This window comes from Roseinatronobacter thiooxidans, from assembly GCF_001870675.1.
In the GTDB taxonomy this organism is placed as follows: Bacteria; Pseudomonadota; Alphaproteobacteria; order Rhodobacterales; family Rhodobacteraceae; genus Roseinatronobacter; species Roseinatronobacter thiooxidans.
In genome coordinates this window covers 1-18,817 of record NZ_MEHT01000027.1, presented here as the reverse complement: position 1 = coordinate 18,817, position 18,817 = coordinate 1, and the positions used below count along the sequence as shown (strand labels likewise).

Sequence of the window (18,817 nt, the reverse complement as noted above, 5' to 3'; positions counted from 1 at the left end):
GCCCTCGGCGGATGCTTACCAAAAAATTCGCAAGGTCACGGGCTGTGGTAGCCTGTCAACGATCTACAGATTTCTTGTCGAACTGCAGTCTGAGCATGAACCGGATGCTGCAGGGTGTCAGAATGAAAGCCACGCGCGTGATGATAGCAGCTGCAGCGAGAAACTTATGTTTCGAAACGAAGAAATCGGAAAGATACAGGAAGACTCATCCAATAAAATCGTCAAAGATTTGCCAGGTACAACATCTTTAGAAAAATGCAGATCCTGCCAATGCTTAAGAAAGGAGGCCCAGACAGTGTTGCAGCTAAAACGGGATATCAAAGAGATTAAAGGACAATTGCGAATTTTGATGCAGGAAGCAGAAGTACATTCAAAAAGATCTCGAAAATTATGGGCGGAGGATGATTGGGCCACGGATCGGATTGACCAAATGACCGGTGTTCCGCTGTTTGATGATATCCATCGTGACAAAAATAGCGTCTCGGCAAAACGTTAAGATAATTTTCTAGAATGGCAGCCCAGTCGGATTTCTGTCAGAGTTTGGGGGTATGCCCTTCAGATCAGCGGTTTCCAGCGAAAAGGTGTGGGGAATGTACGGACGGGGGGCGTGCCCCCTGGTAGCCGTCATCCGTTTGAATCACATCCGAAAGTCGTCAGGCAGGACAAGGTGGGACCTCGACTTCGGGTCTGTGTTTTGGGAAATCGCCCCGATCACATCATGGGATACCCTGGAAGGGGCGATTTTGTCGGTTTCAGTCCGGACCTTGCCTAGGGCAAAAAGCATCGCCAGTCCTGTTATCCGTCACCGTGTCCTGTAGCGTGCCTTCCCGCAAAGAATGGCCTCTTCCGGATGCATATGGCTGGAACGCATCGCGCCCTTTTCATGTTGTCTCGACCTGCGTATGCAGGCCCGCTCAAGCCATGTAACGTGTTTTGGTGGGTGAGGGGGCGCGGACACCACCCCCCGACTTGATTTATAGGAGTGCCAACAGTTTGCGTGCTGCTTCTTCTGACGACGCGGGGTTTTGGCCTGTTACCAGTGTGCCATCCACGACAACAAAAGAACCCCAGTCAGCACCCTTCTCATATTTTCCACCGTTTGCCTTCAGCATATCCTCGACCAGAAAAGGCACCACATCAGTCAGGCCGACACCGTCCTCCTCAGAGTTGGTAAAGCCAGTCACCCTCTTGCCCGATACCAGCGGACTGCCGTCAGCGCCCTTGGGGTGCTTGAACACGGCAGGCGCATGGCAAACGGCCCCGACAGGTCGATCGCTATGCGCAAAGTCTTCAATCAGCCGTATGCTGTCACGGTCTTCGGACAAATCCCAAAGCGGGCCATGGCCGCCCGGATAAAAGATGGCGTCAAAGCCTTCTGCATTGATTGTTGACAGAACCTTTGTCTGAGCGAGCAGGCTTTTTGCGTCCGCATCTGTCTTGAAGCGCTCGGTTGCTTCGGTCTGCGCATCCTCCGTGTCGCTACCCGGGTCCAGCGGAGGCTGGCCGCCCTTTGGTGAGGCGAGAGTTATGTCTGCCCCGGCATCCTTGAACACAAAGTAGGGGGCTGCGAATTCTTCGAGCCAGAAGCCCGTTTTTTTGCCACTCTCTCCAAGTTGATCGTGAGATGTCAGCACCATTAGAATTTTCATGGTCACTTTCCTTTATCGTTGGATTTTTGGTGAAAGGCGCGCCTGGCGATAGATTTCAACCGTATCGGGCGCACATTTGACGCTACTGGCTATACATGTAGCGCCTTCTCTGTAACTGTCTAACACAGGACCCCTGCTATGGTTCCTTCCGCGTCCACCTTGGACAGAAGTGGCACAGTTCAGGCGCCTGCTGCGCTATTGGACTATGTCTCCGACATGCCCGGCCCAAGTGCCACCGGCCAGTCAGTAGGGCAGCCCTGCTCTCGATGTCAGTTCTTTATTATGCACCAAGACCGAGACGCGCGGTGGGTTTGGTGTCGCAGACCTTGCCTGGATCGGCTAGAGTGTCAGCAGCATGAGGAGATCGCCATGGAGATCCGACCCGCCGGTTCGACCCCGTCACAGCCCGCGCCAAGTGAATATTTCACAGGCACCGTCTGGCAGGACCCGATCTGCGACCCCAGCGAGACCAGAGCCCTGATCTCCCTTATGGTCACCTTCACGCCCGGGTCGCGGACACATTGGCACACACATCCGCTGGGTCAGACACTGCTGGTCGTCTCGGGCTGCGGTCTGATCCAGTACAGAGGCGGCCTCGTGCAGACGATCCGCGCTGGTGATCGGGTCTGGATACCGCCCGGCGAGGAGCATTGGCACGGCGCTGGCCCGGACACGTTGATGCGCCACATCGCGATGCAAGAAGTTGAGGATGGCGTGGGCGCTCACTGGCTGGAGCCTGTGAGCGAAGCGGATTACGGCCCGAGAGACTTCTGATCGCCGAGCGGGGCCCGTTACGGATCACAGCCCTGTGCAGAGGTTGGATGTCGCCACAGCGTTGTCGTACCTGAATTGTAGCCTTCACTCTCCTCTCGGGAAGTGTTTCGGTTCGACGCGCCCGGCCCAAGGACGAAGCCGCTGCGCGGCATTGGTGCTTGCCGCTGATGGCGCGCGACGCCCAGAACGCTGCGCATTTTGCGATCTGACAGAGCTGTCTGACAATTGGGTTCTTCTCAATCATGCGACAGGAGGTTTCCATGACATAGGAGAGAGTAACCCCGCTGCGCCAGCGGATGATCGAAGACATGCGCATCCGTGGAATGGGTGACAATGCGCAGACGCCACGCATATTCTCCCGTCTTTTCGCACCGAAAGTCAGGCCGGTCAGTTCCGCCTAGGGCGACTTCCCGTCATTCAGGGCAGACCAGAGCCTGCATGGAGAAAATGGCATATCGACAGGTGCGTGTCCGCGTCTGGCCAATGCGTCGGCAACCGCGTTACCAAGTGCGGCGATGGCACCTGTTGTGCCCGCTTCACCCGCGCCCTTTACCCCAAGCGTATTGGTAGGCGACGGACATTCTATCGTCGCGACTATGACCTGCGGAATGTCCGATGCCCGAGGCAGAGCATAATCCATAAGGCTTGCGTTCAGCATCTGCCCATTGGAATCCGTGACCAGACGTTCGGAGAGCGCATTGCCAATCCCCTGCACGATCCCGCCAACAATCTGTCCTTTTAGGTGTGGCTCCGATAGGACATGCCCTGCATCGTCAACAGCAATATATCGCATGATTTGCAGCACACCCGTTTCAGGATCGATTTCGACTTCGGCTATGTGGCAGCCGCTCGGAAAAGTTCTGCCAACCGGAGCCCGCCCAATGACCCGAAACTCACGCTGCGCCGCATTTTCCAGCGCCTCACCCAATGAGCAGATAACGTGTCCATCACGATGGCGGATCGACTGCGGATCGCATGTCAGGTCTTCGGGTGGGTGGCCGGTTTCCTGCGCCACTGCTGAAACAAGATCGGTACAAAGGCTGTCCAGTCCAAGCGACACGGCCTCTGCGATTGCTGCGGAAGTGCGCGACGCAAAGGAGCCCAGACCTTCCAGCACACTATGCGGTGGGCTTTCAATCAGGGCGACAGATGTCTCCGGCACGCCAAGACGACTCGCGACGAGGGGCACGAAGGCGGCGGCATGACCTTGCCCTGTATCCTTCGTAACGGTTTGGATCGTGACATGCGGCGCACCGTCGCGCATTGACAACGTCAGCGCGACCTCATCCGCTGGCAAGGCGCCACCTCCCGCAACCTCGACAAACAGAGCCACGCCAAGGCCGGGTATCCGCCCGGCCGCTTCAGCCGCAGCCACACGTGCGGGGTGATCTTCCAGTTCAGCCATGCGCACGGCCCGGTCCAGCATAATGCCGAAATTGCCACTGTCATATACCGCCCCGAGCGGGGTCTTGTAGGGAAAATCATTCACCAAAAGCATGTTCCTGCGTCGCAATGATACTGCGTCTTCCCCTGTTGCCCTCGCGGCCTCATCAACAAGTCGTTCTACCAGCAACGCGATGTCCGGCCGGCCTGCCCCCCGGAACGGGCCAAGCGGCACCGTGTTCGAAAAATGCAGGTGGACCTGCATCCGCGCGGCAGGAATAGCGTAGGCCCCAGTCGCGCTCATCAGAGGGTTGAACACGGAAATATGCGCGCCCACCGGATGCACATAGGCGCCAAGATCGGCAGAAGCGCAGATATCGATCGCCGTGAACCGCCCCGCATCATCCAGCGCCAGTCGGCCGGTCATATGCATCCCCCGACCGGGATACTCGCTCAGAAACATTTCGCTTCGCGTGCCTTGCCAGCGCAGGGGGCGATCAAGAAGACGCGACGCCAGCAAAAGTGCTACATGTTCCGGATAGGCCGCACCACGGGCGCCAAAGGCGCCCCCGACCTCGGCGGCATGCAGGCGCAACCCTTCGACCGGCAGATCGAGAAGCGCACATAGTTCACGGCGCAGATCTGCCCCGCCCTGAAACGCCGTCCAAACATCAAATGCAGCACCATCCCAGCGTGCCAGAACCGCGCGAGGCTCCAACGGAATCGGGGCAACCCTCGGCAAGTCCACCTGCGCTTCCACGATCCGGGCTGCGGCAGCGAAAGCGGACATGACTTGCGCCTCATTACCCAGTGCAACGCGCGCGGCACAATTATCTGGCGCTTCGGAATGAATCGCTGCCGCGCTGTCCGGCGCACCAGATGTTACGACCGGCAGTGGTGCCCAGTCCACGGAGATTGCCTCGACCCCATCCTGCGCGGCGGAAGGGGTTTGTGCTACGACCATGGCCACAAGTTCTCCGACATGGCGAACTCTACCCGTGGCGAGGACAGGACGATGTGGTACGATCAGCGGGCGCCCATCAGCGGTTGGTTGCATCAACACGGCACGAAACGATTGCGGCGCATAAATCTCCGCCCCAGTCAGTACGGCAACGACACCTGGGATAGTCGCGGCGTCCGCGATATCAAGCGACGCGATTTCGGCGTGCGCATGATCGGCGCGTAGGAAGGCAACATGAAGCACACCATCCAGTACCACATCGGCTGTGTAGCATCCTGCACCTGTCAAAGCACGCAGGTTCATGGTGCTGTCCTGCAAAACGCACGCACAGCTTTTCCTGCCCGCGCACTGATACATGCAAACCAACGAACGTAACTGCGGAGGAAGCGGATGATCATGGGGTCGGCCTTTCCGGTCGCAAATCATGCCAGTGGGTTACGCGTTGATACGCGTCCGCAAGCCGCAGTAGTATCGGTTCGGACCAGGGGCGCCCGACAAGCTGAAATGCGATCGGTAAGCCAGAAGCCGAGATCCCGCATGGCACCACCACCGCAGGCAGCCCTAGGTAGTTGATTCCACGCGTGTTCCTGGTCAACCGCCCGATCACGGCGCTGACGGCAGCATCGCCGCCTTCCGTTGTCTCCATTATGGTTGGCACAGGGGTGGGAAACACCGGAAGCAGCGCTGCATCCGCGTCTTGAAGCGCACGCATTATCCAGTCCTTTGCCAGCGCGCCGCGTCGGGTCAGCGCTTCGATATAATGGGTCGCCGGATAGGCTAGACCTGGCTCTATCCTGGCGCGCACCTGGGCTGCGTAGTCATCCGGACGGTCGGCAAGCAGGCGTCGATGTAGGGAGGATGCCTCGGACGACAGCACAAGATGTGCAAAAGCATTGATTAGGTCCATCTGCTCAAGACGCGTTTCGGACAGGGTAACCTTGATACTGACGAAGGTTGCAAGGGCCTCTGCTAGAGTGTTTTCAACCTCAGGGTCCAGTTCACAGTCATAATAGCCACGCGGACGCGCGATCTTCAGGCCATGCGCCCCGTCTGCCAAGGTTTGTGTGTACTCTGGGAACGGCGCCCATGCTGTCGTCGGGTCGGCACGGTCCTCGCCCCCGATTACATCCATGATCAGAGCGACATCCAGTGCTGTGTGGCACAAGGGGCCAACACAATCGAGCGATCCGGAAAGAGGCATCACCCCCGCAAGGCTTACAGCGCCATGCGTCGGCTTAAGGCCCGTCAACCCGCAAGCCGCCGCCGGATGCCGAACTGACCCGCCAGTATCGGTCCCTAACGAGGCCGTGACAGCCCCTGCGCTAACTGCGATACCCGACCCCGATGAAGACCCGCCGCAGATATGCGCCGGGTTCCATGGATTAAGCCCGTGACCATGATGTTCATTAAACCCGGTCGGGCTCATCGCGATTTCTGCCATATGCAGCGTTCCCAGATCAATCGCACCCGCCCCATCTAGGCGGGAAAGCACTGTTGCCGTGACGTCCGGCACAAAATTATCGCGAATCTTCGTCCCGCAATGACTGGGTCGGCCAGCACGGTAGAACAGATCTTTGTGGGCCATAGGAACGCCCGCTAGGGGTGGCAGACTCGCCCCTTTGGCGCGCGACAGATCCACTGACCGCGCGGATTCGAGCGCAGCATCGGGCGTCAGCCGTGCAATTCCGTTAAGGGGCCGCACGTGATCTTCCAGCGCATGAAGCGCGGCTTCCGTCGCGGCCTCGGCGGTGATTTCACCATCGCGGATGGCTCGGGCGGTCTGGGCAAGTGTCTGCATCACTGTCACGATACTTGCGTACGCACGGAAGCCTTGAACGCGTCCAAGCTGCGCAGGCTGTCATCTGGCGACGGTTTGGGGGCGTCTGCAAACCCGTCGATCACGTTCAGGGTGGCGTTTACTTGCACCCTGAAGCTTTCTGCTTTTCTACGGGTATGCTGCAGGGCAGGTGCAGGATCGGTCATAGGTACTTCCTCACAACAGGAAAAGCGCAATGGCAGGGAGGTAGGTTATTACCAGAAGTGCGCCGATCATAATCGCGACAAAGGGCAGGATGGCGCGTGTCACTTCCCAGTATCCCAATCGGAATGTCGTCATCCCGATAAACAGATTAAGTCCGAAGGGAGGCGTGATCATTCCGATCGCGACATTCATCACGACCACCGCGCCGAGGTGGATCGGGTCAATCCCTGCCGCCATGGCGGCGCTGTAGATCAGGGGCGTCAGGACAATGATCGCTGAGTTGGGGTCAATGATCATGCCGGCAAAAAGAAACACTATATTTATGAAGACAAGCACAGTCTCAGGCGACACCCCGGCCACCGCGCGCGTGATCTGCACCGGATACTGCATGAGGGTCATATAATAGGTCATCACGCTACCCGCCGAGATCAGTATCATCAGGACCGCGATTGTGGCGGCGGATGCGGCGGAAATCTTGTACAGGTCGCGAAACCGGATCGAGCGGTAAATCAAAGTCTCGATGATGATCGCATAGGCGCAGGCGAAGGCCGCGGCCTCGGACGGGGTTGCCGCACCGCCATAAATCCCGCCAAGCACGATGATTGGCAATCCAAGGGCCCAGCCTGCTCGGCGAAAGGCCAACCATCGCGCCCTCCAAGGCACTTTGGGCAGCTTTCCGATCCCCTTTACTCGGGCATAAATGTAGGCATAAACCATCAGCACCAGCGCGAAGAACAGACCAGTCGTCAGCCCGGCGATGAACATCTGGCCGATGGAATTGTTGGTTTCAACCGAATACAAGATCATTGCAACGCCGGGCGGAATGAGCATGGCAAGCGTTGAAGCGGACAGGATCAGACCCGCCGCGAAGCCGCGCCCGTATCCCTGTCGGACCAGCGCCGGAAACACGATCGGGCCAATGGATACGACTGCTGCGGGCCCTATCCCGGCCATCGCACCAAACATCGCACAGGCGACCACCGAGGCCATTGCAACACCGCCAGTATAATGGCCGACGAACGCCTCTGTCAGGCGCACAAGACGTTCACCTATCTGTCCGCGCGAAATAATGTCAGCCGCAAAAATGAACAGCGGGATTGCAATCAGGCTGAAACGGTTAACCCCATCCACCATGCGCTGCGGAATGGCCATGGTAGGGATTGGCGGTGCAAACAGTTCGAAGCTTGCGAAAGTTGCGACCAGCATGGCCAAAAAGATAGGCGCCCCGATCAGAAGCAGCACGCCAATGGCGATGGCGAAGACAGCAATTGGCATCAGCGCGCCTTCCCTTTGTCGGCATCGGCAGCGACAGTCTCATCGGTCCAGCCGGGCAATGGCGGCAACGTATTGGTGATTGCGCGCACCACCTTGTCGACCGATGCGACCACCATTAGAGACGCGCTGACCGCAACCGGCAGAAAGAAGACATAGCGCGGCACAGGCAGGGTCGAAGCCTGTTGCCCGGTGCGCATTGAAAACCCGACAAGCTGCCAGCTATACCAGGCTAGATATAACATCGTGACCCCTGCGACCATACCAACGACCCCTCTTAGCAGGCGTAGCAATCCGGCGGGAACAACCAGCGTAATTATATCCACGCTGACATGCCCGTCGCGTCGCAGCAGGACATAGGCGCCAAAAAAACACAGATATACGGTGAGCAGACGCGCGAGTTCCTCTGCCCCGACAAGCGCGAATGAGAACAGATAGCGCCCCATTGCATTGAAAAACACCACGGCGGTTACCGCCAGCAACGATGTCGCACAAATGAAGTCAACGGTTGCATCAATGCCTCGAAGCATCCAGTTGGCAATTCTGACTACCATGCTGACGGCCTTTCCAACTTAAACGCGAATCACACTAGGCGACGCTCTTGCACCCTGGGACACAGATATCCCCCACAGCCATGACGCCGTGGGGGAAGACTGTTTTTTCAGTTCATCTCTGCCATGAATGCGTCGAGCAGCGCTTGACCCTCGTCACCGGTCTGTGCAAGCCACCAATCCCGTATGCCGGGGAAAACGATGTCGCGCATCGCGGCCCGCTCTTCATCTGTGAGTTCCACAAAGGTCATGCCGCTGGCTTCCATCTCGGCGCGGGCACTCTCTTCCTGCTCCATGGTGGATTCAAGCGTGACGGCATTACCGATAGCCACGCCTTCGATGATCGCATCCCGGCACCCGTCGGTCAGGCCATTCCACCAGACCATGTTGACGCTGACAAACTGATCGAGCGTCCCATGAAAGGTCATGGTCATGTATTCCTGAACTTCATGGAACCGCATGTTGTAGCTGGTCGGGATCGGGTTTTCCTGCGCTGCAAGGGCACCGGTCTGCAACGCACTGTAGGTTTCCGAAAAGGGCATGGTGACGGGGTTTAGCCCGAACAGCCGCTGCCGTTCAGTCATCAGTGAAGATGGCATGACGCGCGCGATCTTCGATTGGAAAGCCTCTGGCGTGGTCAACGGTTCATTTGATGTCCACTGCATGAAGCCGGTGTGCCAGATATCGAGCATCTTGATCCCGTGCGGCTCGAATGTCTCGGCCAGCATCTGGGCGGCCGGACCTTTGTGAAGCGCCAGCAATTCGTCGATATCGGTGGGCCAGAAGAAGGGGAAGTCGATAATCGCCGACTTCATTTCAATAGGGGCCATGTAAGCGGCGGGTTGCACACTCATTTCGATGGAGCCAAACTGCACACCTTCATTGATTTCGGTAAAGCTGCCGAGCTGTCCCGATGGAAAGACCTGTGCCGAGATATCACAGCGTTCATCCGCCATCACGAAATCGGCGACGGCATGCGCGCCCAGGTCCCGCGGGTCGCCGGGCGGCAGCAGATGCGCGATTTTCATATTGAAGGATTGCGCTGCGGCGACCGGGGCAAACAATGCCTGGGCAGCCATGGCGCCGGCAATAACAACGGCAGTTCCAGATGTTTTCATCATTCCGACTTCTCCTTGAGGACGAGTTCAAAGTTGCGAGCGTCCCTGTTCGCTCAGGGCTTCATTGCTTAGGGGTGAACTTTTCGCTGGGTGTTGAACCACTCGTAGATCTCGCGGCCGTTCCAATGCAGAACGCCGTCATGGCTACCGATATGGTCATAGATTTCTTCAAGGTAGCGAATCCGATGTGGCTGCCCCGATATATACGGGTGAATGGCGATTGCCATGATGCGCGGCCGGTCCGCACCTTCTTTCCAAAGGCGGTCGAACTGGTCGCAGCATTTCGTTTTCCAGTAGCTGGATTCGTGGTGCTGCACGATCATCGTGGGGATGTCATTGAGTTCTACCGAATATGGCAGTGTCACCAGCGGGCCGTTATCTGTGGAGATCACCGTCGGCTCATCATCATAAACCCAGTCACCGATATATCTGACCCCAGCCTCGGCCAGCAATTCGGGTGTCTCATATGTCTGCGTCAGCCCCGGTCCAAGCCAGCCAACCGGCCGCTGGCCAGTGAATTTTTCCATAATGTCCATGGATTTGTGGATCATCCCGCGCTGGTCTTCCACCTTGTGGATCGGCATCTGTTCATAGGCATGGCCCATGAACTCCCATCCCTGATCGCGCGCTTCGGCGGCGACGCGCTCGTAATCCTCGCAGATGCGTGCATTGGCAGACAGCGTCGGGCGCAGGCCCAGGCGCTTGTAAAGATCGAAGAAGCGCCATGCCCCGACCCGCATGCCGTATTCATGCCATGACCAGTTAGGCACATCTGGAAGAAGGACCTGCCCCGTCGGCGCCGGGATGACCTGCCGCGCCATCGGGCGCGAGATGTCCCAGACCTCAAAATTCACGATGGTCCAGACAATTACCCGGGCCTTGCCCGGAAGTTCCAGCGGAGGTCGGTCGACGATTGCAGAGAAATCCACCCGTTCCGAGGGTTTGCGAAAGTGCGAAGGGCCATCAGCCATTGTTATCCTCCAGTTTTCAGGGAAAGAGGTGAAAGCGCCCAGTCCTGCCGAATACTGCTCCCCGACTGGCGCAGGATCACGGACATCGGGCAGCGGACATCCAGGGCGTCGCGAAGGGGAGCCAATTCACTTTCATCAAGATCGGTTTCCGCCTCGATCTGAAGAATGATCTCGGGAAAAGGCACCGAGACATCCGCCAGCCCGTCTATGCCGCGGTGGTCAAGCTCGGCCTCGACGCGTATCCGCCGCAGGCGTAGCGCGATGCCCATTTCCTCGGCAATGCGACTTGCGATGACATTTGTGCAGCCGATCAGCGCGCCCAGCATCGTTTCCAATGGCGTGGGGGCAACATCGGTTCCGCCACGCTCGGGCGGCTCATCTATGACGAAGGAGTGGCCGCGGGTTCTTAACTCGGTCAGGCAGTGGCTGGCGCAATGCCCATCCACCCGCACACGTACCTTGGTTTTCGGCTTAATGGCCATCAGTCGCCTCGTTGTAGGATGTCAGGGCTGTCGCGATCAGATCGCCGCCCGGGATATAGAAAAGGCTTGCCCCATGCAGGGCCCAGTCGCGCACCGAATCTGTCGTGACTGGCAACCCGAAAATCATGGCCGCCTCGCGCAGAATCGCCGCCAGACCGGTCACTGCCGCTTGAACCTGCGGATGACCGGGCTGCCCCGCAAACCCCATGGAGATGGCCAGATCATTCGGCCCCAGCAGAACAGCGTCCACACCAGGCGCTTGCGCAATGTCTTGCGCTGCGGCAACACCTGCAGTGCTTTCAATCTGCACGATAATTGCCGCCTTGGGTATCCCTGCCGCTTGATCTCGGGCCGTGCCAACGATCTCAGAACACGCGGCGGCACTTTCCACTTGCGGCACTACCAGCGCGTCGATCCCACAATCGAGATACCGCGTAAGAATTGCCGGCGCAGCAGATTCCGTCCGCAACATGACATAACCGCCTGCCGCATGCGCTGCCGAAACCAGCGCTGGAACGTCAGAGATAGACACGGGTGTCCGCTCGCAATCAATGAACATGACGGCTCCGGACCGCGCAAGATATGGCGCGAGCGGCGCACAGGCTCCGCCAAGGTTTACCGCGAAGATGGGCATACCAGAGCCAAGCATATCCTTGAGGCTTTGCATGCGCACCTTGCCTACCCACTTAGTTTCTTGCCACTTCAACCTAATGCCTAAGCTTCTAAACTGTATACAGTTATTTTGCAGAGTTAGTGATTAAGTCAAAATATTATCCATTTCTTGCCAATTATGCTTAATTTATGTGCAAAGTAGTGCAAAAATATTGTAGGTACCTGCGGCGTCACGATACGAATGACGCCAACTGTTTACAATGCGTGTGGATGGCGCTTGACGGCCCATCCACAAAATTGCACGCTTGGATGGCTATGTTACGAAGCAAATTCTGGGCTCAAAGAAGATGATGTCACTCACCGGTCCTGCTTCGAGCGGTAAGACAGCTCGTCGGTCACGCAACACTGCGCGAGCGATGGAGATAGCCGACCAACTGCGCAATGAAATTCTTGCGGGTCGGATCAGCGTGGGGGAACGCATCAACGAAGTGCGTTTGAGCACGAAACTCAATGTATCGCGGACCCCAGTGAGATCTGCCCTTCATGCCTTGTCTGCCGAAGGCTTACTGGATTACGAATGCAACCGTGGCTTCAAGGTTAAGGAATACACATCAAAGTCGCTGTCGGAAGCCTATGAAATCAGGGCTGTACTGGAGGGGGTCGCCTGCCGCTTCGCAGCAGAACGGGGCCTTTCCGCGAAGCAGAAGGCATGCTTTGAAAAGGCGTTGCAGATGGGCGATAGCGTAGTGGACCGATTTCACGGATCTGAAGATCAGATCGCGACGTACCGGGCCGCAAATGTAGCTTTTCATGAAACAGTGCTGCGCGCAGCAGATAACCCGATCCTGCGCAAAACGATCGAAACGACACTTACCCTGCCGGGTGCCACATTCAGAAACATTGTTTCGTTTTCAGAAAGGAGTGTCCGCCAGCGACATGATGACCATCATGGAATTTACGCCGCACTATGTGCAGGCGATGGCTGGCGCGCCGAGTTCCTGATGCGCGAACATGTCAGCAGCATAAAACGATCCCAGATCAAGTTGTCCTGCCACACCGAGAGCCTGCATCCGATCGAAAACACCTGAAAGGCCGTGGGCGCGGGACGTTCGACTTCGGCCTTGGTGCAGATTTCTATTGCTGCGCTGTGTTACAATCAGGCAAAAGCCCTGAACTGCAGCTCGATATCGTCCCGCGACTTCGTATTACCAAGCAGACAGGCCAGAAGCAGGCGCGCCTTGTGCGGCGGCAAAATACCAGAAGGAATAAGACCACGCCGAAGCAGGTCGATTTCCGACCCCGGGAAGCCATAACTTTGGGTAAACACGACCCCCCCCGGAACCCGGGTAGACAGAACCACCGGCATCAGTCCTGAAAGTTTCTCCAGTTTGCTCACGATCTGTACTGGAACATGACCCGCACCCATGGCGGCAATGACCGCTCCTTCGTAGCCAGCATCGAGCATCTGGTCTATCAATCGCCCATCATCGCCAAGGCCCGTCGCCACCATGCCTACCGGCGCAGCGTTTATCAACCGCAGGGCCGAATTCGCGGGCACATGCGGCAACATACGCAGGCGGAACTGTCCTTCCGTGACACTACCGACCGGACCAACACCGGGTGACACAAAGGCCGAGGGAAGCCCTGTATCCATTTTCTGCACAAAACAAGCGGCATGGACTTCATCGTTCAGCACAACAAGAGTGCCTTTGCCGCGCGCTTGTGGAGCAGCGGCGACTGTGACGGCTGCAAGCAGGTTCGCATGCCCATCCGCGCCGGGTGCCGCAGCCCCGCGCATAGCCCCCGTTACAACGACGGCAAGATTGCCTGCGGCCGCCACACCGGCGAGGTCGATGAGGAATGCTGTCTCGTCGATCGTGTCGGTTCCTTGAACCACTACGACACCGTCGTCGCCTGTATTGCCGGCATCACGGATCAACTCCGTGACAGTGTCCATCTGCGCAAATGTCAACGATGCCCCCGGAACAAGGAATGGGGTCACGACCGTTAAATTAGCAACGGATTCAAGTTGAGGGACAGCGGCGACGAGTTCGTCGCCGCTGATCGATGGGGAGATGCCTCCGCTGGCTTGTGGCACCATTGTAATGGTCCCTCCCAGGACAATGATGGTCACACGCGGTTTGTGCGTCATATCATTCATCATTTTGACTCCGAATCGTCGCGCCAGAAAATGAGCTTGCGATCCAGCCATTCCAGCAGAAAATACCCGCCCGCGCCGATGGTTGCCAAAATCACGATGACGGCAAAGACTCGGTCAATCCGAAGCTGGTTCTTGTAAAGCTCCACCAGATACCCCAACCCTTCCGATGCGCCCACGAATTCACCGACAATCGCGCCAATCACAGCAAAGGTCAGCGCGGCCTTGATGCCGGCAAAGATAACCGGCAGCGCATGCGGCAGCGATACCTTGCGGAATGTCTGAAGCGGTGTCGCCTTGATGGACCGCATCAGCCTGCGGGCATCTTCCGGCACACTTTCCAGACCGACAAGCGTGTTGATGAGCACCGGAAAAAATGAGATCACGACCGCCATCACGACCTTGGAACTCATTCCGAAGCCGAACCATGCGATGAATAGCGGCGCGAACACGATTTTCGGGATCGCCTGAAACCCCACGACGAGCGGATAAGCGATCCGCTTGGCGGTTGGCCAGACTGCAAGCGCGATCCCGATTGAAAGCCCGATGGCCGTCCCCAGTATGAAACCTATCACGATTTCGGTCAGTGTGACAGTAAAGTGCCGCAAGAAGAAATCCTGCTGCAGCAAGGTGATCAACGCGCCGATTACTGCCGAAAACGACGGCAGAATGATCGGGGAGACCAGTCCCAGGCGCGGTGCCATTTCCCACGCCGCCACGATCGCAAGGAGGATCCCGATCGTGTAAAGCTTGTAGCGCAATTCCTGGTTCGGGTTTGTGTAGGGCGAGACGGTTTTTACCGGCTCAGCCTCAACTGCTGTTATCTTGGCCATGGCCGAGTATTCCCCTGACTTGGAAGATAAGATCGGTGAATTTTTGACTTTGCATCTGTTCAATGACGCGTGGCCTTGGGAAGTCGATATCGATGACACCGGAAACCTTGCCCGGACGCGGGGTCATGATGACCACTCGGTCAGCCATGAACACTGCTTCGCTGATGTTATGTGTCACAAACAATACCGTTATTCCTGCGGCCTGAGTGATACGCATAAGCTCCAGATTCATGGCTTCGCGGGTAAATTCATCCAGCGCGCCAAACGGTTCGTCCATCAACAGCACGTCGGGTTCATAGGTCAATGTGCGCGCGAGGGACACACGCTGCTGCATCCCACCGGAAAGCTGACGTGGATAGGCGTCAGTAAAGTCGCCCAAACCGACCGCTTCCAGCACCTTGCGCGCCTTCTGGCGTGTTGCCTCATTTTTCGTTCCAAAAACTTCGGCAGGCATCAGCACGTTTTGCTCCACCGTGCGCCAAGGAAGAAGCACCGCAGTTTGGAACATGAACCCGACTTTGCGTGAAGGTTCCTCGATGACATCGCCATTCAGCATCGCCTGCCCGCCACTGGCTGGCAACAACCCCGCAACCATGTTCAGAAGCGTTGACTTGCCACAGCCACTGGGCCCGACGAACGAAACGAATTCACCCTTACGAATGGTCAGATCAACACTTTCCAGCGCTACGACGGGGCCGGTATCGATCGCGAAGGTCTTGCCCAGCCCCTCGATCTCGATGATCGGAACACCTTGCGCCGCTCTTTCGAGCGGCGCTGGTTTCTGTGTCTGTGCTGCCATCACTGCATCGCTTCCACGGCGGCTCTGTCGAAGTCATTCGCGGCATCGATCAGAGATGAATCAAGTGCGATCGAAAGGTCAACATCGACAGGCAGCGCGCCTTCCTCTTCCGTGCCTTGGCGCAAGAAATCATGGAAGTTCTGGAAACCGGTTACATAATGCGTCCCAAATGGCGCGTCGGCCAGAGCAGCAGGCGGTGTCTTGAGCTGCCGTGCAACTTCCCAGGCTGGCCCAGCAATAGCCTCCACTTCGAATTCCTCGGGGCTGATTTGGCTGGCTATCTCGTAGGCGCGTTCATCATTTGCAGCTGCAAAGGCAACGCCTTTGGCAGATGCGCGAAGGAACCCTTCGATCTTCTCTCGATTGTTCTCGAGCATCTGGCGCGACACGACGACCCCATTCGCTGGGAAATCCTGTGCTTCCTGCGGAAGAATGGTCACCATGTCGATCCCGCTCGCCTGAATGACGGCCATCTCGAAAAGGTTTGACGAATAGGCGTCCACCTGGCCCGTCTCCAGCGCGTTCACTGTCAGGGCAGAGCCCGAACCGACCGGGATGATCTGCACGTCGACGCCCTGAGTCAATCCGGCCGAATCCAGCACCGCGCGCACCAATGGGACCTCCCCACCCGACAAGTCGGACACGCCGACTCTCTTGCCTCTGAGATCCTGAATGCCCTCGATCCCGGACTCCGCGGTCGCGGCCAGGGTGAAGATATTCGCATATTGGTAGGAATACACCCATGTCAGGTCAAACCCCTGCGCCACTGCATTCAGGAAAGCTGAAGGTGCTGGAAGCGCGGCATCTGCATTCCCTGCGATAACCTGCTGCACTGCCGCACTGGATCCGCCAGCGTCCTGGAAGGTCACGCGCAGACCTTCTTCTGCATAGAAGCCCAGTTCATCGGCAATGAAGAAAGGGTGATACTGGTTCACGCTGTCCACCGGAAACATGAAGGTGAAATTCTCAAGTTCCTGGGCGCTGGCAAACGACATCGAAAAGACAAGCGCAGCCGATGAAGCTGTCGCAAGAAGTCGGACGGAGCGGAAGTTATGCAACATGAGTGTGGTCCCTACCCTGTGGTTTATGGATGATCCCCAACTGCATCAGTCAGATTATGATGGCGACCCGGTGGAAAATCTTCTTGTGACCATGAAGCTAATATATTAGATTTAACCTGTCAAATATATTAGGCTACAGCTGCAAACGCCCTCGAAAATCCGGTAAAGTCGCCTATTTTCTCGGCAGTGCGTGGCAGACAGTTGCAGCGCTTCAGTTTGAAGGGCCTATCGAAAAGGGAAGATACATGATCGAGTTGTCACGCGAAGAAGCTCGCCTGATCAGCGCACCCATGAGCCGCAAGGATATCGTGCTCGGGTTGATCCGCAGCGCAATTGTCGATGGACGGTTGTCCGCGGGCCAGAAGCTTGACCAGAACGAGATCGCGACATCACTCGGGGTCAGCCGGATGCCCGTTCGCGAAGCGCTGAAACATCTGCAAGCAGAGGGTCTTGTTGTGGTCTATCCGTATCGTGGCGTGGAAGTGGCTCGGCTCGACCCTGCCGATATCCGCGAACTCTTTGCCATTCGCGGGGCACTTGAAAAACTCGCGATCGGCAAGGCGATGGAGGCGCTTTGCCATGAAGACTTTCTCGAGATGGATACAGTTCTGAAGGCGATGGACCGGCTAGTCGATGACACCGGTTCAAGCGATGAATGGGCGGTTCTCAACCGCCGCTTCCATGAGCGCATCAATGCTGCCTGCAACTGGCCACGCCTGCTGGAATCGATCGACCAGTTCCGCGCCAATGTTGAACGATACGTACGCTTGTACATATCAGTAAGGGGCAAGGAACAATCCCAGCGAGAGCATTGGGCTATTCTGGAAGCCTGCAGAACCGGGGACATTGCGACGGCGCAAGACATTATCGAGGCGCATTCGCGCAACACGGCGGAATATCTCATCAAGGCAATCGAAAGCGCGGATTCATCCGAACTCCGAGGTACGCCGCCGCCTTCAGCCGGAAAGATGCTACATGGCAGGGCCTGACGGACCGGCGACATCATTGTTCGCCTTGAACTTGCAAAAATGGAGAATACCAGCATGAAGACGCGCAGGATCGATATCCACGCCCATTATTTCCCCGAGCGATACATCGCCGCACTTGAAACCGAAGGCTGCAAGTGCGGGGCATGCGTTACACGAGATCCGCGCGGTCCCATCCTGGACGCGGGTCCGCTGCATGCGGGACCGCTTGAGCGGCGCTTCATCGATCTGGACCTCAGAATTGCGGATATGGACCGGCAAGGTGTCGATATTCAGGCGCTCTCGCTGACCCAGCCGATGGTGTATTTTGCAGATGCGCCGGTCGCACGTGCCTTGTCCGTGGCGTTCAACGATTCGCTTGTTGAAGCGCATGAGCAGTTTCCTGATCGTCTGGTGGGACTGGGCATGATCCCGGCCAATCACCTGTCCGAAGGGCTGGCGGAGCTTGAGCGCATTAAGGACGCACCGGGCATGTGTGGGGTCTATATGGGCACGGCTATAGGAGACTGGGATCTCTCCGATGAACGCCTGCTCCCCATCTTCGAACGTATCGAAGACATGGGTTGGCCTATCTTCCTTCACCCGCTCAAGGTTGTCGGGATGACTGACCGGCTTCAGCCGTATTTTCTGTCTAATCTGCTCGGTAACCCGTTCGATACGGCCATCGCTGCGGCGCATCTGATATTCAGTGGGGTCATGGACCGGTTTCCAAATCTGGACATCGTCCTGCCCCATGCAGGTGGCGCTTTCTCGTTTCTGGCAGGGCGGCTTGACCACGGATGGCGCATGGGGCGTCCGGAACTGAAGCACATGGAAAACGGGGCTCTGAGTTACCTGCGCAGGTTCCACTACGATACGATCGCTCACTCCGATGCAAGTCTTGCCTTTGTTATTGATCAGGTCGGCGCCGATCGCGTCATGCTCGGGTCTGATTACTGTTTTGATATGGGACATGACGCGCCGGTCGATATCGTGGAACAGCACGCGCCGCTGAACACGTCCGACCGCAGCGCAATTCTTGGAGGGACGGCCGCAAGCCTGTTGAAGCTGCAATAGCCGTGCTGCATAGGAACGACGATACATCCGGCACAGAGCATGTGTTCTATCTTGGATGACCACTTTCCCGTCGTCAGACATATCAGCCCATCCAACAGGCGCAGCGCTTCATTGTGGGTGACATGTTTCTAGGCCTGCGCGGCCAAGATTTAGACCACATGATCGCGTCC

Annotated in this window: 19 protein-coding genes; 5 read left to right on the top strand and 14 right to left on the bottom strand. The window is 57.4% G+C overall.

Annotated elements, in window-relative coordinates:
- The coding region (locus BG455_RS17355; RefSeq protein WP_177190883.1) for a hypothetical protein at positions 1-496 on the top strand (496 nt) is incomplete at its 5' end.
- Positions 497-974: 478 nt separating this feature from the next.
- On the opposite strand, the gene BG455_RS11635 is transcribed toward BG455_RS17355, so the two are convergent.
- Positions 975-1,649: a type 1 glutamine amidotransferase domain-containing protein gene (locus BG455_RS11635; protein WP_071470181.1), complete on the bottom strand. Its 675-nt coding sequence runs from the start codon at positions 1,647-1,649 to the stop codon at positions 975-977.
- Between the two features lie 369 nt (positions 1,650-2,018).
- Between BG455_RS11635 and BG455_RS11630 the strand changes: the two genes are divergently transcribed.
- On the top strand, positions 2,019-2,423 hold the full coding sequence (locus BG455_RS11630) for a (R)-mandelonitrile lyase (protein WP_071470184.1): 405 nt from the start codon (positions 2,019-2,021) through the stop codon (positions 2,421-2,423).
- A gap of 397 nt (positions 2,424-2,820) precedes the next feature.
- On the opposite strand, the gene BG455_RS11625 is transcribed toward BG455_RS11630, so the two are convergent.
- The 9 genes from BG455_RS11625 to BG455_RS11590 all read right to left on the bottom strand — a co-directional run bounded on the left by BG455_RS11625 (position 2,821) and on the right by BG455_RS11590 (position 11,701).
- A complete protein-coding gene (locus BG455_RS11625) occupies positions 2,821-5,070 on the bottom strand; it encodes a xanthine dehydrogenase family protein molybdopterin-binding subunit (protein ID WP_071470180.1) in 2,250 nt (749 codons plus the stop codon).
- Positions 5,071-5,161: 91 nt separating this feature from the next.
- Positions 5,162-6,565, bottom strand: a complete 1,404-nt coding sequence (locus BG455_RS11620) for an amidase (protein WP_071470179.1) — start codon at positions 6,563-6,565, stop codon at positions 5,162-5,164.
- A 5-nt stretch (positions 6,566-6,570) separates the two neighbouring features.
- Complete coding sequence (locus BG455_RS16940) at positions 6,571-6,750, bottom strand: hypothetical protein (RefSeq protein WP_084386338.1); 180 nt, start codon at positions 6,748-6,750, stop codon at positions 6,571-6,573.
- A 10-nt stretch (positions 6,751-6,760) separates the two neighbouring features.
- Positions 6,761-8,023, bottom strand: a complete 1,263-nt coding sequence (locus BG455_RS11615) for a TRAP transporter large permease (RefSeq protein WP_071470178.1) — start codon at positions 8,021-8,023, stop codon at positions 6,761-6,763.
- Positions 8,023-8,574 carry a TRAP transporter small permease gene (locus tag BG455_RS11610; RefSeq protein WP_084386336.1) on the bottom strand — a complete coding sequence of 184 codons (552 nt, stop codon included), beginning with the start codon at positions 8,572-8,574 and terminating at the stop codon, positions 8,023-8,025. The genes BG455_RS11615 and BG455_RS11610 overlap by 1 nt, the downstream gene beginning before the upstream one ends.
- A 107-nt stretch (positions 8,575-8,681) precedes the next feature.
- Positions 8,682-9,692: a TRAP transporter substrate-binding protein gene (locus tag BG455_RS11605; protein WP_071470176.1), complete on the bottom strand. Its 1,011-nt coding sequence runs from the start codon at positions 9,690-9,692 to the stop codon at positions 8,682-8,684.
- 65 nt (positions 9,693-9,757) lie between these two features.
- Entirely contained in the window at positions 9,758-10,660 is a 903-nt protein-coding gene (locus BG455_RS11600; RefSeq protein ID WP_071470175.1) for a polysaccharide deacetylase family protein, read from the bottom strand.
- A gap of 2 nt (positions 10,661-10,662) precedes the next feature.
- Complete coding sequence (locus BG455_RS11595; RefSeq protein ID WP_071470174.1) at positions 10,663-11,142, bottom strand: OsmC family protein; 480 nt, start codon at positions 11,140-11,142, stop codon at positions 10,663-10,665.
- Positions 11,132-11,701 carry an aldolase/citrate lyase family protein gene (locus tag BG455_RS11590; protein ID WP_170124810.1) on the bottom strand — a complete coding sequence of 190 codons (570 nt, stop codon included), beginning with the start codon at positions 11,699-11,701 and terminating at the stop codon, positions 11,132-11,134. Before BG455_RS11590 ends, BG455_RS11595 begins: the two co-directional genes overlap by 11 nt.
- A 358-nt stretch (positions 11,702-12,059) precedes the next feature.
- Here BG455_RS11590 and BG455_RS11585 point away from each other — a divergent pair, with 358 nt between their 5' ends.
- The gene (locus BG455_RS11585) at positions 12,060-12,842 is read left to right on the top strand and encodes a GntR family transcriptional regulator (RefSeq protein ID WP_084386334.1); all 783 of its coding nucleotides are present in this window, start codon (positions 12,060-12,062) and stop codon (positions 12,840-12,842) included.
- Between the two features lie 68 nt (positions 12,843-12,910).
- On the opposite strand, the gene BG455_RS11580 is transcribed toward BG455_RS11585, so the two are convergent.
- The 4 genes from BG455_RS11580 to BG455_RS11565 are packed head-to-tail and all read right to left on the bottom strand — an operon-like array spanning position 12,911 to position 16,605.
- Positions 12,911-13,966, bottom strand: a complete 1,056-nt coding sequence (locus tag BG455_RS11580; RefSeq protein WP_218147538.1) for an asparaginase — start codon at positions 13,964-13,966, stop codon at positions 12,911-12,913.
- Entirely contained in the window at positions 13,915-14,745 is an 831-nt protein-coding gene (locus tag BG455_RS11575; protein WP_084386332.1) for an ABC transporter permease, read from the bottom strand. The genes BG455_RS11580 and BG455_RS11575 overlap by 52 nt, the downstream gene beginning before the upstream one ends.
- Entirely contained in the window at positions 14,723-15,544 is an 822-nt protein-coding gene (locus BG455_RS11570; RefSeq protein ID WP_071470171.1) for an ABC transporter ATP-binding protein, read from the bottom strand. The genes BG455_RS11575 and BG455_RS11570 overlap by 23 nt, the downstream gene beginning before the upstream one ends.
- A complete protein-coding gene (locus BG455_RS11565; RefSeq protein ID WP_071470170.1) occupies positions 15,544-16,605 on the bottom strand; it encodes an ABC transporter substrate-binding protein in 1,062 nt (353 codons plus the stop codon). The genes BG455_RS11570 and BG455_RS11565 overlap by 1 nt, the downstream gene beginning before the upstream one ends.
- Before the next feature lie 245 nt (positions 16,606-16,850).
- Here BG455_RS11565 and BG455_RS11560 point away from each other — a divergent pair, with 245 nt between their 5' ends.
- The gene (locus BG455_RS11560) at positions 16,851-17,594 is read left to right on the top strand and encodes a GntR family transcriptional regulator (protein WP_071470169.1); all 744 of its coding nucleotides are present in this window, start codon (positions 16,851-16,853) and stop codon (positions 17,592-17,594) included.
- Between the two features lie 54 nt (positions 17,595-17,648).
- Positions 17,649-18,647 (top strand): amidohydrolase family protein, encoded by a 999-nt coding sequence (locus BG455_RS11555; protein ID WP_084386344.1) that lies wholly within the window; start codon positions 17,649-17,651, stop codon positions 18,645-18,647.
- Positions 18,648-18,817: the final 170 nt, after the last annotated feature.

What these genes read in the sequence shown, in the direction of transcription:
- BG455_RS11615 (WP_071470178.1), bottom strand. Translation starts at nt 8,023, where the DNA reads ATGCCAATTGCTGTCTTCGCCATCGCCATTGGCGTGCTGCTTCTGATC.
- BG455_RS11610 (WP_084386336.1), bottom strand. Translation starts at nt 8,574, where the DNA reads ATGGTAGTCAGAATTGCCAACTGGATGCTTCGAGGCATTGATGCAACC.
- BG455_RS11570 (WP_071470171.1), bottom strand. Translation starts at nt 15,544, where the DNA reads ATGGCAGCACAGACACAGAAACCAGCGCCGCTCGAAAGAGCGGCGCAA.
- BG455_RS11565 (WP_071470170.1), bottom strand. Translation starts at nt 16,605, where the DNA reads ATGTTGCATAACTTCCGCTCCGTCCGACTTCTTGCGACAGCTTCATCG.
- BG455_RS11635 (WP_071470181.1), bottom strand. Translation starts at nt 1,649, where the DNA reads ATGAAAATTCTAATGGTGCTGACATCTCACGATCAACTTGGAGAGAGT.
- BG455_RS11630 (WP_071470184.1), top strand. Translation starts at nt 2,019, where the DNA reads ATGGAGATCCGACCCGCCGGTTCGACCCCGTCACAGCCCGCGCCAAGT.
- BG455_RS11560 (WP_071470169.1), top strand. Translation starts at nt 16,851, where the DNA reads ATGATCGAGTTGTCACGCGAAGAAGCTCGCCTGATCAGCGCACCCATG.
- BG455_RS11600 (WP_071470175.1), bottom strand. Translation starts at nt 10,660, where the DNA reads ATGGCTGATGGCCCTTCGCACTTTCGCAAACCCTCGGAACGGGTGGAT.
- BG455_RS11605 (WP_071470176.1), bottom strand. Translation starts at nt 9,692, where the DNA reads ATGATGAAAACATCTGGAACTGCCGTTGTTATTGCCGGCGCCATGGCT.
- BG455_RS11580 (WP_218147538.1), bottom strand. Translation starts at nt 13,966, where the DNA reads ATGGCTGGATCGCAAGCTCATTTTCTGGCGCGACGATTCGGAGTCAAA.
- BG455_RS11555 (WP_084386344.1), top strand. Translation starts at nt 17,649, where the DNA reads ATGAAGACGCGCAGGATCGATATCCACGCCCATTATTTCCCCGAGCGA.
- BG455_RS11590 (WP_170124810.1), bottom strand. Translation starts at nt 11,701, where the DNA reads ATGTTCATTGATTGCGAGCGGACACCCGTGTCTATCTCTGACGTTCCA.
- BG455_RS11625 (WP_071470180.1), bottom strand. Translation starts at nt 5,070, where the DNA reads ATGAACCTGCGTGCTTTGACAGGTGCAGGATGCTACACAGCCGATGTG.
- BG455_RS11575 (WP_084386332.1), bottom strand. Translation starts at nt 14,745, where the DNA reads ATGGCCAAGATAACAGCAGTTGAGGCTGAGCCGGTAAAAACCGTCTCG.
- BG455_RS11595 (WP_071470174.1), bottom strand. Translation starts at nt 11,142, where the DNA reads ATGGCCATTAAGCCGAAAACCAAGGTACGTGTGCGGGTGGATGGGCAT.
- BG455_RS16940 (WP_084386338.1), bottom strand. Translation starts at nt 6,750, where the DNA reads ATGACCGATCCTGCACCTGCCCTGCAGCATACCCGTAGAAAAGCAGAA.
- BG455_RS11620 (WP_071470179.1), bottom strand. Translation starts at nt 6,565, where the DNA reads ATGCAGACACTTGCCCAGACCGCCCGAGCCATCCGCGATGGTGAAATC.